Raw genomic sequence first — 14347 nt, 5'->3', positions numbered from 1 at the left:
ATGTACGACTTCGAGTATCAGCGGGCGGGCAGCGTCGACGAGGCGGCGGAGCGCCTCGGCGCTAACAGCGAGGCGAAAGTGCTGGCCGGCGGCATGACGCTGTTGCCCACGATGAAGCTGCGACTCGCCCAGCCCGAGGTGCTGGTGGATCTCGGCGGCGTGGAGGAGCTGCGCGGCGTCAGCGGCAGCGACCCGGTGGTGATCGGCGCCATGACCACTCATGGCGAGGTGGCGGCATCGGCGGAGGTCGGCGGCCACATCCCCGCGCTGGCGGCCTTGGCAGCCGGCATCGGCGACGCCCAGGTGCGCAACCGGGGTACCATCGGCGGCTCTCTGGCCAACAGCGATCCGGCGGCGGACTACCCGGCGGCGGTACTGGGTCTGGGTGCGACCATCCGCACGAACCGGCGCCGCATCCCTGCCGGGGAGTATTTCCGCGGCATGTTCGAGACCGCCCTGGAACCGGACGAGATCATCGTTTCGGTGAGCTTCCCGAAGCCGGCCCGCGCCGGTTACGCGAAGTTCGCGAACCCGGCCTCCCGCTACGCCGTTGTCGGTGTGTTCGTGGCGGATACGGCCGAGGGCCTGCGGGTGGCTGTCACCGGCGCCGGTCCCTGTGTGTTCCGTGTCGCCGAGATGGAGGCGGCGCTCAGCCGGGATTTCTCTCCGGAGGCCCTCAACGGCATCGAGGTGTCTGCCGACGAACTGAACGAGGACCTGCATGCCAGCGCCGATTACCGCGCCCATCTGATCGGTGTGATGGCGTGGAGAGCGGTCGCCGCCGCCCGTGGCTGAGGGCTCCGGTCAGCCTGCGCGGAGCCTGCCGGCATCGGTCGACGAAACCGTGGCCCTGCTCGCCGAGGGCAGCTACGTTGCCGGCCGCGATCTCGCCACCGCCGTGTACCTCGCGCTGAGCCTGCCGCGGCCGCTGCTGCTGGAGGGCGAGGCCGGTACCGGCAAGACGGAGGTGGCCAAGGTCCTTGCCGACCGGCTCGGCCGCCGGCTGCTGCGGCTGCAGTGCTATGACGGCCTGGATCTGGCCTCCGCGGCCTACGAGTGGGACTACCCGCGGCAGATGCTCGCCATCCGGCTGGCCGAGGCCCGCGGCGAGGGCGGCGTGGTCGCCGACGACATCTACTCCTCCGAATACCTGGTCAAGCGGCCCCTGCTCGAGGCGCTGGAACCGGCCCCCGGCGGTGCGCCGGTGCTGCTGATCGACGAGCTGGACCGGGCCGACGAGCCCTTCGAGGCATTCCTGCTCGAGATCCTCTCCGACAATCAGATCACCATCCCCGAATTCGGCCGGGTAGAGGCGCCCGAGCCACCCGTCGTGGTGATCACCTCGAACCGCACCCGGGAGATTCACGACGCACTGCGCCGGCGCTGCCTGTATCACTGGGTGGACTACCCGAGCGCCGAGGTCGAGCGGGAGATCCTGGCGCGCAAGTGTCCGGCGGTGACCGCGGAGCTCGGCACCCAGATCATCGATTTCGTGCAGGGGCTGCGGGAGGTCGATCTGTACAAGCGGCCCGGCGTGGCCGAGACGCTGGACTGGGCGGCGGCGCTGACGCAGCTGGGCGCCGACCGGCTCGGCGCCGGCGTCGTTGACTCTACGCTGGGCGCTTTGCTGAAGTATCAGGATGACATCGCGCGGGTTCGAGGCGATGAGCTCCGGGAGCTGCTGGGCAGCGGCGCAGAGCAGGCGGCCGGGTGAGCGCCGAGGAGGCCACAGGAGAGGCCTTTCGCGAACATCTGATCGTGTTCGTGCGCACCCTGCGCCATGCCGGTCTCGGTCTGGGGCCGGGCGACACCCGGGGCGCGCTCGAGGCGGGCGCGGCGACCGGTCTCCGCGACCGCGACGATCTGCGCCGGGCACTGGCGGCGTCGCTGGTGCGCAGCCCCCGCGACATGCCTCTGTTCCGGCAGGCTTTCGGTCTGTTCTTCGAGCGGCCCCAGGCGCTGCGCCGGCTGGCAGAAGCCGCCGCGGACCCTGCTGCGGGCGGGACCGGCGACGCGGCGGAAGACGGGCTCGGACGCCTCGCCCGGGCGCTGGCCGCCGCGGGGCACGGGCGGGAACGCTCACGCGAGACCGGCCGACGGCAGCGGGACCGGCACGGCGGCGCCTCCGCGCTGGAGGTGCTGCGGCGGAAGGACTTCGAGCAGATGAGCGCGGAGGAGCGGAGCATGGCCCGGGCCATGCTCCGCGAGGCGGCACTGCCGCTCGCGTCGCTGCGCACCCGCCGCTACAGCACTCACGCCCGCGGGCCGCGGCCCGACCTGCGCGCGACGCTGCGCCGCGGCGTGCGGCACGGCGGCGAGTTCATGGAGCTCGAGCGGCGCCGGCAGCGCCGGCGACCGCCGCCCCTGGTGCTGCTGGCGGATATCTCCGGGTCCATGAGCCGCTACACGCGAATGTTCCTGCATTTCGCGCATGCCCTGACAGCGCGCGGGGAGCGGGTGCATACGTTTCTGTTCGGCACCCGCCTCAGCGCGGTCACGCGCCGGTTGCGCGACCGCGACCCGGATCGGGCGCTGGCGCTCGTCGCCGACGACATCCGCGACTGGGACGGCGGCACGCGCATCGCGGACTCGCTGCATGAATTCAATCGTGACTGGGGCCGGCGGGTGCTGGGGCAGGGCGCGGTCGTTCTGCTGCTCACCGACGGGCTCGAGCGCGACCCGGACGCGCGGCTGGGTCGGGAGATGGAGCGTCTCGGCAAATCCTGCCGGCGCCTCGTGTGGCTGAATCCGCTGCTGCGCTATGATGAATTCCGGCCGCGGGCGCGCGGCATGCGGCTCATGCTGCCCCATGCCGACGACATGGTCCCGGCCCACAACGTCGACAGCCTGGAAGGCCTCGCGGCCCGGCTCGGCGGTTCCCTGCAGGCGAGGAGGCAGAGACGTAGACGATGAACACCAACGAGATGCTGCGCCGATTCTCCGAGTGGCGCGAGGCCGGCCGGCGCCTCGTGCTCGCAAGCGTGTACGAAACGGCCGGCTCCACCTACAGCAAGGCCGGCATGCAGATGCTGATCACCGGCGACGGCGATTTTCAGGGCCTGCTGAGCGGTGGCTGCCTGGAGGGCGACCTCGCCGAGCGCGCAGCCCGGGTGAGCGCGTCCGGAGAACCGGACACGATCAGCTACGATCTCGGCGGCGCGGACGACGAACTGTTCGGCCTCGGTGTCGGCTGCGACGGCACCATGCGCATCTTCCTGCAGCCGCTGCCACGGCCCGACTACCAGCCGTTCGCCGCCGTGGCCGAATGCCTCCAGGGTGACGAGCCCGGCGTGCTCGCGACGGTGATCGAGAGTGGAGCCACCGTGGCCGAGCCCGGGCAATTCGTATTGCTGGACCGTCGCGGCGTCCGGCACAGCACCCTCAGCGGGTCGGTCTCCGGTGCGGTGGAGGAAGCGGCGCTGCCGCACCTGGAGAGCGGCAGCTCGGCGATGGGCACCGTCTCCCTGCGGGACGGCGACGTGAGCGTGTTGTTCGCCGCCATCCTGCCGCCGCCCCGGCTACTGGTGCTGGGCGCCGGCCTGGACGCCGTCCCCCTGGTGGATCTGGCGGCCCGGCTGGGTTGGCGCGTCGCGGTGCGCGATCACCGGCCGGCCTATTTCGACAAGGGCGACTTCGGCCGGGCCGAGCAGTGCATCACGGGTCCGGCGGAGGAACTGGACGGAGACGAGCTGCCGCGCTACGCGGCGGTCATGGTCATGAGCCATCACCTTGCCACCGACCGTACCTACCTGCGGGCACTGGCGCAGAGCGACGTGCCGTACGTGGGACTGCTGGGGCCGCGGCGGCGGCGCGAACAGCTGTTGGCCGACCTGGGCGAGGCGGGCGAGCGCCTCGCCTCGCGGCTGTACGGTCCGGCCGGCCTCGATATCGGGGCACGCGGCGCCGAGAGTATCGCCCTGTCCATCGTCGCGGAGATCCATGCGGTGCTGGCGGGTACGGACGCGCCGGGCCGGCCGCTGGGAGCCCCCTGAACGGCGGATTCCGACGGCTTCAGTCGGTGGCCGTACCCAGGAACAGTCCGATCACGTAATCGGCGTAACCGCCGGCGCCGCCGTCGAGGGCGCTGCGCCCGGTCAGCTGTTCGTACTGGGCGCCGAAAGAGACGGCGCAGCCGGTCGCCCCCATCAGCGCTACGCAGACCTGGGCCGCTTCACCGCGGGCGATCAGGCCCTGCGACTGGAGCGACTCGAGCAGCGGGATCAGCATCCCGAACAGCCGGCCCATGTGGTTCTCCGTGAGCCAGCGCGCCCGGTCGCCGCCCTCCGCGGATGCGTCGCGGACGAAGTGATACCACTCGGGGTGCTCGGCCGAGTACAGCGTCAGCGTGCGGATGGCGCCGGTCAGCCGCTGGCGGTCGTCACCGGCGTCGGCGCCCGATACGACACGCTCCAGCCGCTCGTTGAGCTCGCCCAGCAGGTGGTCGGCGGCAGCCTGCCACAGGCGCGCCTTGTTGCGGAAATGGTAGGTGATCAGCGGATGATGAACCCCGGCGCGCTCGGCAATATCCCGTGTGGCCGCGCCGGCGTAGCCGGCTTCGGCGAATGCGGCGACCGCCGCGTCCACGAGCCGCCGCCGGGTGTCCAGGCTGCGGCGCTGCATGCGCCGGCCGGTGCTGGCAGCACTTTGTGTGGTCATTCGGAAATCCCATGCGAAGAGTGTGTCGTTCTTCGATGGGGAGAATGCCAGTTGGTTCCCTGTCCGTCGATGCCGGACGGGTGCCGGCGTGGCTCGGTCAGGGATCGATGCCGAAATTGATGCGGATGCGGATCCGCTCTCCTGCCGGCCAATCCGCGGCGGCGAGCGGCTCGTAGCGCCACTGGTCGACAGCCCCGATTGCGGCCTCGTCGAAAGTGCCGGCCGGGCTGGCGTCCGTTACGCGGATGTCCGTCGGCCGGCCTGCGGGCGTGAGCGAGAACTCGACGTCCACCCAGCCTTCCAGACTGCGCATCTGGGCTACCCGGGGATACTCCGGCGGCACGTAGGTGATGCGCTCCGGGCGGGTCGCTGGCGGCGTCTCCTCCGGGACGGTTTCCTCCCGACTCACCGCCGGCTCCCGAGGCCCGGCTGCGCCGGGGTCTGTCGTCGTGTCAGGGTCGTCCGCCGCTACGGCCGAATCGGCGGATGGCGTCGCGGCGGCAGTGTCGCTAGCTTCCGTGGTCTCCGCGACTTCTGACGTATCTGCCGGCGGACCCGTATCCTCAGGCATCGCCTCAGACGCCGTCTCGGACATCGCTTCAGACATCGGCTCCGGCGCGCGCTCCTCCGATGCCAAGGCGCCTTGTTCCTGCGCCGCCGGCGCCACAGCGGGCACGGCCGATTCCTCCACCACCGGCGCAGAGTCATCGACAGCAAGCGGCTCCGCCGATGCTGCCGGTTCGCCCCTGGTCTCGGGTTCCGGCGCGGGATCGGACTCGGGATCGGACTCGGGATCGGGAGCGGGCTGCGGCGCCCGCGTCTGCGCTGCCGGTGCCGGTGCCGAGGGCAGGCGCGCGGCGGCTTCCCGGAATGGCGCCAGGCGTGGCTCCTCGACGCCGCTGAGGCTGGCCTCCTCCAGCCAAAGCTCGGCGGCGGCGCGGTCGCCGGCCTCCACCGATTCGCGTATGCGCGTGATGAGGGCCGTGCGCAGGAAGGCCATGCCCTGGCGACCGGCGATGCTGTCGCTGTCCTGGGAGAGCACGGCGCGGTAGTAGTAACGGGCATTGTCGACGGCGGGCTCGACGAGCTGGTCCTGCAGCAGACGCTGATTGCCGAGTTCGAGCAGCAGCGTGCGGCCGCGATCGTCCGCGGCCGCCAGGATCGACTCGCGTCTCGCCGCCACTGCGGGGCTGCGGCCCGGCAGCAGTGCGGCGGCCTCGTCGAGCACCTCCATGGCCCTCGCGGTGTCGCCGGCGCCGGCCAGCTCGTCTGCGCGCGCCACGAGCCGGTCCTGTTCCGCTACGGCAAGGCGGGTGTCTATGATCTCGAGGCCGGGCGCGGCCGGGAAGCTGGCCCGGATCACGCTGCGCGCGGCGCGGGCTTCACCGGGGCGTCCCGCATCCAGTGCTGCCGCCACGGTGGCGACGGCTTCGGCGACGACCTGCTCGACTTCCGCCGCCAGGGCCGCGTCGTTCGGTGCCTGCGCCAGTGCGGTGGCGTAGAGTGCGAGCGCGCCGTCCTCGCCGGGTGCGAGCAGGCGGCCGGCCGCCACGGCCTGCCGGGCGCGCCGCAGGTCGCGGCTGACGGGCGGCGGGGCAGGCGGTTCCGCACGGGCCTCTCCGGCCGGGTCCGCGGCGGGCGCCGACGCGCCGGCCGACGTCCCGGCCGGCGATGTTGCCGCGCCTTCATCCGGACCGCCGCTCAGCGACCAGATGCCGCCGACCGTGATGAGCGCAAGCAACGCGCCCGCACCCGCGAGCAGTGCCGGACGCGAGAGACCCCCGCCGCCGGCATTCTCCGCCGGCACCTCGGCCTTCGTTTGGTCTTCCGGCGCCTTCGCTTTCGGTTCCTTGCGGCGGACCTTCGGCTTCGTGACGGCGGGCGGGGGCGTCTCCGGACGAAGCGGGGGAGTGCGCGTGGCCGGTGCCTCCTCGCTCAGCACCACTTCCTCGGCCCCCTCGAAGTCCGCGATGGTCGGCTCGACGCGCGCGCCCGGTGTCGGCGGCGCGAGAGGGGACGGTGCGGGTGCGGCCGGTGCGGCAGCCTTGGCCTTCTCCTGCGCCCGGCGGATGGCTGCCTCGATGGCGAGACGCGCCCGTCCCGGGGAAATGGGCTTCAGCAGGAAGCGGTAGACCATGCCGGCATTGATCAGATCCATCAGCTGATCGCCGTCGTCGCGGCGGCCGGCGACGATGGTCACCAGCCCGGGCTGACGGCTGCGCAGCCGGGTGGTGATGGCCTCCACGTCCCGGGGAGCGACGGCGGCGTCGGTGATCAGCACCGCGCTCCTGGCGTCGCCGACCAGTTTTGCGGCAGCCCGCAGATCGTCCACGGCGTGGACCGGCTGGCGTGGCGACAGCGCCTGGCGGATGGTATCCAGGAATACCTCGTCCTTGCTGAGCACGACCAGTTCCGTCGCCGCAACGGTCCCTGCCGCCGCCGGAAACGTCCCGCTGGCTTCCACGCCTGGCGCAGCCCGGCGGGCGGCCGGGCCGGCCTCGCGGGACGGCGCCGTGGGCGAGACGCGCGGGCGCGGGCCTGCCGATCGGTCGTTGGCTGAATCCTGCAGCGTGTTCAGCCGCAGCTGGTCGACGGCCTCGTCGATGACGCGGCGCATATCCTCCGGCGTGCCGATGCCGCGGATGACCTGGAACAGCGCCTCGCTGCCCACCAGTGCCTCGGCCTCGGCGCCGCTCATGTCCTCCGGCGCGATGAGGATGCCGAGGGTCTCCGGCGAGCGCTTCCTCGCCTCGCGCAGCGCCTCGATGCCGCTCATGCCGGGCAGCCGCTGGGCCGAGACCATGACGTGGATGGGGGTCAGCCCGAGGGTATTCAGTGCCTCGGTACCGCTGGTCGCCAGGTGCACGGAATAGGCGTCGCCGAGCGACGCGCTGAAACGGTCCAGCGTGCTCTGCTCGGAGTGCAGCAGCAGTACCTGAGTCTTGAACCTTTGCACGGCGTCCGATGCCTCTAGCGGTCTGATTCCCGGGCGGTTATCGAACGCCGAGTATATGCGCGCCCATGCCGCCGGCGGCCGGCTGGCCAGCGCGAATATGTCAAAGTGTGACCTGGGACACACTCCCGGCGGTACTGGTGCGCATTGCGGGCCCGGGCTGGCCCGGCGGGCGGCCGGGAGGTCAGCCGGCGGGCGGGGCGCGGCGCTGGCGATTCTCCGTGGCCAGCGTCTCGACAGCCTCGGCGAGCGGCAGCATCTGCTGGCGCTTGCTGCCCAGACGGCGGAGGGCCACGGTGCGTTCCTCCACCTCGCGCTTGCCGACGGCGATAATCACGGGGATTTTGGCCACACTGTGCTCGCGCACCTTGTAGCCGATTTTTTCGTTGCGCAGATCGGTCTCGGCCGCGAGTCCTGCCGCCCGGAGCGCCTCGGCCACCTCGCAGGCGTACTCGTCACCGTCCGAGGTGATGGTGGCCACCACCGCCTGCACCGGCGCGAGCCACAGCGGCAGCGCGCCCGCATAGTGCTCGATCAGGATGCCGATGAAGCGTTCCAGCGAGCCGAACATGGCCCGGTGGAGCATGACCGGCGTGTGCTTGTTGCCGTCCTCGCCGACGAAGCTCGCGCCGAGCCGCTCGGGCAGGTTCAGGTCCACCTGCAGCGTGCCGCACTGCCAGTCCCGGCCGATGGCGTCGCGGAGCACGAACTCCAGCTTCGGCCCGTAGAAGGCGCCCTCGCCCGGGTTGTAGGTGTACTCGAGTCCGGTCGTCTCGATGGCAGTCTTCAGCGCGGCCTCTGCCTGGTCCCATACCTCGTCGGCCCCCACGCGCACCTCAGGCCGGTCGGCGAACTTGATGCGCACGTCCTCGAAACCGAAGTCCCGGTAAATGCCCAGGATCAGGTCGCAGACGGCGATGGACTCGGCGGTGATCTGGTCGCGGGTGCAGAAGATGTGCGCGTCGTCCTGGGTGAAGGCACGCACGCGGAGCATCCCGTGCAGGGCGCCGGAGGGTTCGTAGCGGTGCACGGTGCCGAATTCCGACAGCCTGAGCGGCAGCTCCCGGTAACTGGTGATGCCCTGGTTGAAGACCTGCACGTGACCCGGGCAGTTCATGGGCTTCAGCGCATAGATACGGCCCTCTTCGGGTTCCGTGGTGAACATGTTCTCGCCGAAGGTCTCCCAGTGGCCCGAGGACTCCCACAGCGACCGGTCCATGACGATGGGTGTGGCGATCTCCCGGTAGCCGGCCGCATCCTGTCTCTCGCGCATGTAGTCGACCAGGCGCTGGTAAAGGGTCCAGCCGCGCGGATGCCAGAACACGGCGCCCGGCGCCTCTTCCTGGAAGTGGAACAGACCCATCTGGCGGCCGAGGCGGCGGTGGTCGCGCTTCTCCGCCTCCTCCAGCTGGTGCAGGTAGGTGCGCAGCTGCTTGTCGCTGGCCCAGGCCGTGCCGTAGATCCGCTGCAGCATCTCGTTGCGGGAGTCGCCGCGCCAGTAGGCGCCGGAAACCCGCGTCAGCTTGAACGCGCTGCCGAGCCGGCTGGTGGAAGGCAGGTGCGGGCCGCGGCACAGATCGAGGAACTCGCCCTGGCGGTAAACGGTGATGACCTCTTCTTCCGGCAGATCCTCGATGAGGCGGGCCTTGTACTCCTCGCCGTCGTCGCGGAAATAACGCACCGCCTCGCTCCGGCCCCAGACCTCGCGGACGATGGTCTCGTCCCGTGCGACGATGTCTCGCATGCGGGATTCGATCTTCTCCAGATCCTCGGGCGTGAAGGGCGTCTCGCGCGCGAAGTCGTAATAGAAGCCGTTCTCGATGGCGGGCCCGATGGTCACCTGGGTCTCGGGATAGAGCTCCTTCACCGCCTCGGCCATGATGTGCGCGGCGTCGTGGCGCAGCAGCTCCAGCCCGTCCTCGCTGTCGCGGGTGACAATCTCGACGGCGGCGTCGCCGGGTATCTCCCGCGTGAGATCGCGCAGTTCACCGTCGACCCGGATGGCCACGGCGTCCTTCGCCAGCTTGCGGCCGATGCTCTCGGCCACGTCGAGGCCGGTGACCGGCTTGTCGAATTCCCGTTTCGAACCGTCGGGCAGGGTGATGGATGGCATATTGCTCTCTGGGCTGCTTCTGGTCAGCGATTGGTCGGCGATCGGTCGGCGATTGGTGTGCGATGGGCAGGCGATAGATCGCGAAAAGGCCGCTATTCTACGCGACGCAGCGGCGCAATCGTAGCCTCGCGGGCAGCGCCGGCGACGCTGCGTTATCATGCAGCGCCAGTCCGGACACCCCGCTCGAAGAGGCTCATGAGCAGCGCAGACGCCGACCAGGACAGCCCGGTATTCCCGCCGGAGAATCATGACCACCGCCATTGCGTGGCGGACGCGATGGCCAATGCCGAGCGTCTGTGCCGGGAGCGGGGACTGCGCCTGACCGCGAGGCGCCGGCGCGTGCTGGAACTCGTCTGGACCAGCCACCAGCCGGTGGGCGCCTACGACATCCTGGAGGCCATGAGCGACGAGGGCCGCCGTCCGGCGCCGCCCACGGTCTATCGGGCCCTGGACTTCCTGATGGACGCGGGCCTGGTGCACCGCCTCGATTCCCTGAACGCGTTCGTCGGCTGCCGCGACCCCGAGCATCCCCACGCCGGACAGTTCCTGATCTGCCGCCGCTGCCGTTCCGTGGCCGAGCTGGACGATGGTGAGCTGCAGCGCGTGGTCAACGCGAAAGTGGCGGAGGCCGGTTTCCGCGCGGAGACCCAGATGCTGGAGATACAGGGCGTCTGCAGTCGCTGCCGTTCCTGAGATCCGTTCGGCGATAAAAAGAAAAGCCGGCGCGAGGCCGGCTTTTCCGTGCTGGCGAGCGGGCGCCCGCGCCGTGAGCATCAGAACTCGTAGCTGAATTCCAGTCCCCAGCGACGCTCCGCTCCCGGGTGAACAAAGGAGCCACCGAACTCGGCCGCCAGAATGACTTCCTCGACGATATCCTCGTCCAGGATGTTGGTGCCGAAGGCGGTCACCCGCCAGTTGTCCCGGCCGAAGCCGACGCGCAGGTCCCAGGTCTGGTAGGGGTCACGCTCGGTGACCGTGTAGTCGGCCGTGCCGAGTCCCGGGAAGCTGAGATCGAACAGCGTCAGGCGCTCCTCGTCCTGGGCCGTGTGGAACCAGGTCTGGCCGACGAAGGAGCCGTACAGCCCGCCGTAGAGATCCCAGCCGTTGCCGAGCGGATAGTTCACCTCGACTTCGACATTGCCGGTGTACTTGGGCGTGGACGGCGACTCGTTACCGACCGTGTTCGGACGCACCGAGTTGGCCTGGATACGGCTGGCGGTGTAGGCCCAGCCGCCGCCCACGGTGATGTAGTCGTTGAGCAGGTAGTTCGCACCGATCTCGGCGCCCGTCAGCTTCACCTCGTCGATGTTGGAGACGACGCGCAGGAGGCCGAAGGGGCCCACCTGGAACTCGAAGAACTGCATGTCGTCGACGTCCATCTGGTAGACCGCGCCCTCCAGGGAGAGCCGGCCGTCGGCGAGCTGCGACTTGAAGCCGAGCTCGAAGGCGCTGGAGGTCTCCTTGTCGAATTCGTCGCGGATACCCAGGTCCTTGCCGAGCGGCTGGTTGATGAATACGTCGATGGTGGCCGCCGAACCCTGGTTGTTGAAGCCGCCGCTCTTGAAGCCGATGCCCCAGGAGGCGAACAGCGTCACAGCATCGTTCACGTCGTGGCTGATGGAGAGCTTCGGCTGTACCTGGGTGAAGGTGCGGCTCTGGGGCTGCACGCCGCCCGGGTTCAGGGTCGGGTCGAGCGCCGGGTTCAGGGGAGCGCCGCCGCTGTACACGCCGTCGTTGGTGAAGTCCACGAACTCGGTGCGCGGCTCGGTGGGCACCAGGCTGCGGGCCTCGCGCTCCTCGCGGTCGTAGCGCAGCGCGAGGGCGAGCTCCGTGCGGTCGCTGAGGTCGTAGGCGAGCTGGCCGAACACGGCCCAGACGTCGGTGTCGAACTCGTCCCACAGCAGCTGCTCGGTGGGGTTGTTCGGGTTGTCCGTGTACAGCGTCGGGATGACGCCGAAGCCCCGGTCGATGGCCAGGTTCACGCCGACCTCGCGCTCCAGGGTGAGGTAGTACAGGCCGGCGATCCAGCGCAGGGCCTGGTCGCCCGGCGAGGCCAGGCGCAGCTCGAAGCTCACGTCCTCCTGGTTGCGCTCCTGGTACTGAGTGCCGTCACAGGTGGTCGGCGTGTAGGGGCCGAAGATGGGATCGTTCAACGGATCGCCGTCGAACACGTTCGCTGCCGGCAGGAGGATTTGCGGCGGCGGCAGTGTCACGCCCGAGAGGAAGAGATCCAGCGAGTTGGGCTGGCAGGCGTTCGGCGTCGCGTCGTCGGCGTTGAAGAAGCTGAAGGCCGCACTGGTGCCGTCCGAGGACAGCGAGTTCTCGATGTTGCTGTAGAGCAGCCAGCTGGTGAGGCTGGCCCAGCCGAGTTCGTAGTCCGCCTTGATGGAGAACTCGGTCGCTTCCTGATCGTTCGTCGGATCGATGTTCGGCTGGAAGACGAACTCGTGATCGTCGATATCTTCATTGAAGAACGAGGCGAAACCCTCACCGAAGATCGGATCGAGGGCGGGGGCGAATGCGGACGCGAAATCCGGCAGGTGGAAAGCGGCATTGAAGCTGATGGAGGCGGCGTCCACCTGCCCGTAGCGTGCCTTCACGTCCACCGTGAGGAGATCGGTCGGCTGGAAAACCAGCCTGCCGTTCACGTTGTAGTTCTCGAAGTCGTCGACCACGTCGGCGTCCAGGAAACTGTTCGTGTAATAGCCGTCGGTGTCGCGCCAGTCGCCGCCGAGGCTGAACGACACGGTGTCGGTGAGCGGGCCGCTCACGTAACCCGTGGCGTAGTAGGTGCTGTCGCCCGCGGCGCTCACCTTGACGTTGCCGCCCAGCTCATCGCCGGGCATCTTCGTGCTGACGATGATGGCGCCGGCGGCGGCATTGCGGCCATACACTGCGCCCTGGGGCCCCTTCAGAATCTCGATCTGCTGCAGGTTCGAGAACTCCCGGTTGAAGGCGGCCGGATTCGTCATCAGGATGCCGTCGATGATGAAGGCCACGCTGTTCTCGGCATCGCGGGCGCCGTTCAGGCCGCGGATGTTGATCTGCGTGTCGCCGACCTCGGCCGCGTCGACCAGGCTCACGCCGGGGGTCAGCTTGATGAAGTCCTCCGCGCGCTCTACGCCGGCACGCTCGAGGCGATCCTCGGTCAGTACCGTTACGGTGGCCGGCACGTCCTGCAGCGTTTCCTCGCGTTGCCGGGCCGTGACGATGATTTCCTCGATGCCCTGGGCCTCCTGCGCCACGGCGGGTACGGTATAACCGGCGGTCAAAGCGAGTACGCTCGCGACGCCGCAAAGCAGGGTCTTCGCACGCATAGGTCTCTCTCCTGGTCTGGTTCGGTCTTCGTGTTCCGCAACGATGTCGGTTATGGCATACATCGTTGTAGTCGGCTCTTGTTGGCCCCCACGGTATCGTATACAAAAGCGGGGGAGTGCGTCCAGAAAAAGCGCGGAAAAGCCAATGACTTGTGATTATTTGTATACAATCTGGTCTGTGTCGTCGGGTGGACAGGGAAGCCGGCTCGATGTCGCGCCTGCGCAACACGCGCCGGCCGCTTCGCGCCGGGAACGTTAGACGTGGATACCGTGACACAGGCCGTGCTCGGTGCCTCCATCGGCGCCGCGGTGGCCGGCCACGGCGAGCGCCGGCGCGGGGCCGCGTGGGGAGCCGCCTGCGGCACGCTGCCGGACCTCGACGTTCTCGTGCCCCTGGGCGACCCGGTAGCCGATTTCACCTGGCATCGGGGCTACAGTCATTCGCTGTTCGTGCTGAGTGTCGCGGCGCCGGCAATCTGGTGGCTGATAGCGCGGGTGGACGCGCGTGCGAGGCAGCGGCCGCGGCGCTGGCTTGCTCTCGTCTGGCTTGCCCTGTTCACGCATCCGCTGCTCGACGCCTTTACGGTCTACGGCACCCAGCTGTTCCTGCCGTTCAGCAATCACCCGGTGAGCGGCTCGACGTTGTTCATCATCGACCCGGCGTTCACCCTGTCGCTGGCGGTCGGCCTCGCTGTCGCACTGATCGTCCGTGACGAGCACCGTGCGCGGGCCGCCGTGGTCAGCGGCCTCACCCTCGCCGTGGCCTACCTTGGCCTGTCCGTCGCGGCCAAGCTGCACGTGGAGCGCTTCGCGCGCGACGCGCTGGCGGAGACGGGGATCGCGCACGGCGGTGTGCTCACGACGCCGGCGCCGTTCAACATCGTGCTGTGGCGCATCGTCGCGATGGAAGAGGGCGGCTATCGGGAGGGCTTCTACTCCCTGCTGGACCCGCCGGGCACGCTGTATTTCGAGCGTCACGAGTCGCGACCGGAGCTGCTGGACGGCATCCGGGATGCGTGGGCGGTGCAGCGACTGGCCTGGTTCACCCACGGCTTCTACCGGGTATCCCGCGAGGACGACCGGGTGGTGATGACGGACCTGCGCATGGGCGTGGAACCGGTCTACGTGTTCAGCTTCGCCGTCGGCCGGCTGGAGGCGGGCGGCGCGCGGGCCGTCGAGCCCGAGCAGCTGACGCCGCTGCGCCCCGGGCCGGGACAGGTGGCGCGGCTGCTCCGTCGCGTCGCGGGGCCGGTCACCTCCGCAGAGGATTCCCGTACAATACCGGGCTCCTGATTCGCGCTCATCAGC

At 69.6% G+C, this 14347-nt stretch carries 10 protein-coding genes; 6 read left to right on the top strand and 4 right to left on the bottom strand.

Annotation, left to right across the window (positions count from 1 at the left end; translation table 11 throughout):
* Genes ACJMKX_RS10095 through ACJMKX_RS10080 form a run of 4 tightly spaced genes read left to right on the top strand, consistent with a single transcriptional unit; the run spans window position 1 to window position 3992 of the window.
* Window positions 1-795 (top strand): FAD binding domain-containing protein, encoded by a 795-nt coding sequence (locus tag ACJMKX_RS10095; protein ID WP_405224433.1) that lies wholly within the window; start codon window positions 1-3, stop codon window positions 793-795.
* On the top strand, window positions 788-1714 hold the full coding sequence (locus tag ACJMKX_RS10090; protein WP_405224431.1) for an AAA family ATPase: 927 nt from the start codon (window positions 788-790) through the stop codon (window positions 1712-1714). The genes ACJMKX_RS10095 and ACJMKX_RS10090 overlap by 8 nt, the downstream gene beginning before the upstream one ends.
* Window positions 1711-2913 (top strand): vWA domain-containing protein, encoded by a 1203-nt coding sequence (locus ACJMKX_RS10085; protein WP_405224428.1) that lies wholly within the window; start codon window positions 1711-1713, stop codon window positions 2911-2913. The genes ACJMKX_RS10090 and ACJMKX_RS10085 overlap by 4 nt, the downstream gene beginning before the upstream one ends.
* A complete protein-coding gene (locus ACJMKX_RS10080) occupies window positions 2910-3992 on the top strand; it encodes an XdhC family protein (RefSeq protein ID WP_405224425.1) in 1083 nt (360 codons plus the stop codon). Before ACJMKX_RS10085 ends, ACJMKX_RS10080 begins: the two co-directional genes overlap by 4 nt.
* A gap of 19 nt (window positions 3993-4011) precedes the next feature.
* On the opposite strand, the gene ACJMKX_RS10075 is transcribed toward ACJMKX_RS10080, so the two are convergent.
* The 3 genes from ACJMKX_RS10075 to thrS all read right to left on the bottom strand — a co-directional run bounded on the left by ACJMKX_RS10075 (window position 4012) and on the right by thrS (window position 9722).
* On the bottom strand, window positions 4012-4656 hold the full coding sequence (locus ACJMKX_RS10075; protein ID WP_405224423.1) for a TetR/AcrR family transcriptional regulator: 645 nt from the start codon (window positions 4654-4656) through the stop codon (window positions 4012-4014).
* 97 nt (window positions 4657-4753) lie between these two features.
* Window positions 4754-7612, bottom strand: coding sequence for a TonB family protein (locus ACJMKX_RS10070; RefSeq protein WP_405224420.1), 2859 nt, complete (start codon window positions 7610-7612; stop codon window positions 4754-4756).
* Window positions 7613-7793: 181 nt separating this feature from the next.
* Window positions 7794-9722, bottom strand: a complete 1929-nt coding sequence (gene thrS / locus ACJMKX_RS10065; protein WP_405224418.1) for a threonine--tRNA ligase — start codon at window positions 9720-9722, stop codon at window positions 7794-7796.
* A 195-nt stretch (window positions 9723-9917) separates the two neighbouring features.
* On the opposite strand from thrS, the gene ACJMKX_RS10060 reads away from it, so the two are divergent.
* Window positions 9918-10415, top strand: a complete 498-nt coding sequence (locus ACJMKX_RS10060) for a Fur family transcriptional regulator (protein ID WP_405224416.1) — start codon at window positions 9918-9920, stop codon at window positions 10413-10415.
* 80 nt (window positions 10416-10495) lie between these two features.
* On the opposite strand, the gene ACJMKX_RS10055 is transcribed toward ACJMKX_RS10060, so the two are convergent.
* On the bottom strand, window positions 10496-13039 hold the full coding sequence (locus ACJMKX_RS10055) for a TonB-dependent receptor (RefSeq protein WP_405224413.1): 2544 nt from the start codon (window positions 13037-13039) through the stop codon (window positions 10496-10498).
* A 261-nt stretch (window positions 13040-13300) separates the two neighbouring features.
* Between ACJMKX_RS10055 and ACJMKX_RS10050 the strand changes: the two genes are divergently transcribed.
* Complete coding sequence (locus ACJMKX_RS10050; RefSeq protein ID WP_405224410.1) at window positions 13301-14332, top strand: metal-dependent hydrolase; 1032 nt, start codon at window positions 13301-13303, stop codon at window positions 14330-14332.
* Window positions 14333-14347: the final 15 nt, after the last annotated feature.

It is taken from the genome of Lentisalinibacter sediminis, from assembly GCF_040706615.1.
Lineage (GTDB): Bacteria > Pseudomonadota > Gammaproteobacteria > Steroidobacterales > Woeseiaceae > Lentisalinibacter > Lentisalinibacter sediminis.
This window is presented reverse-complemented; position numbering and strand designations above follow the sequence as displayed.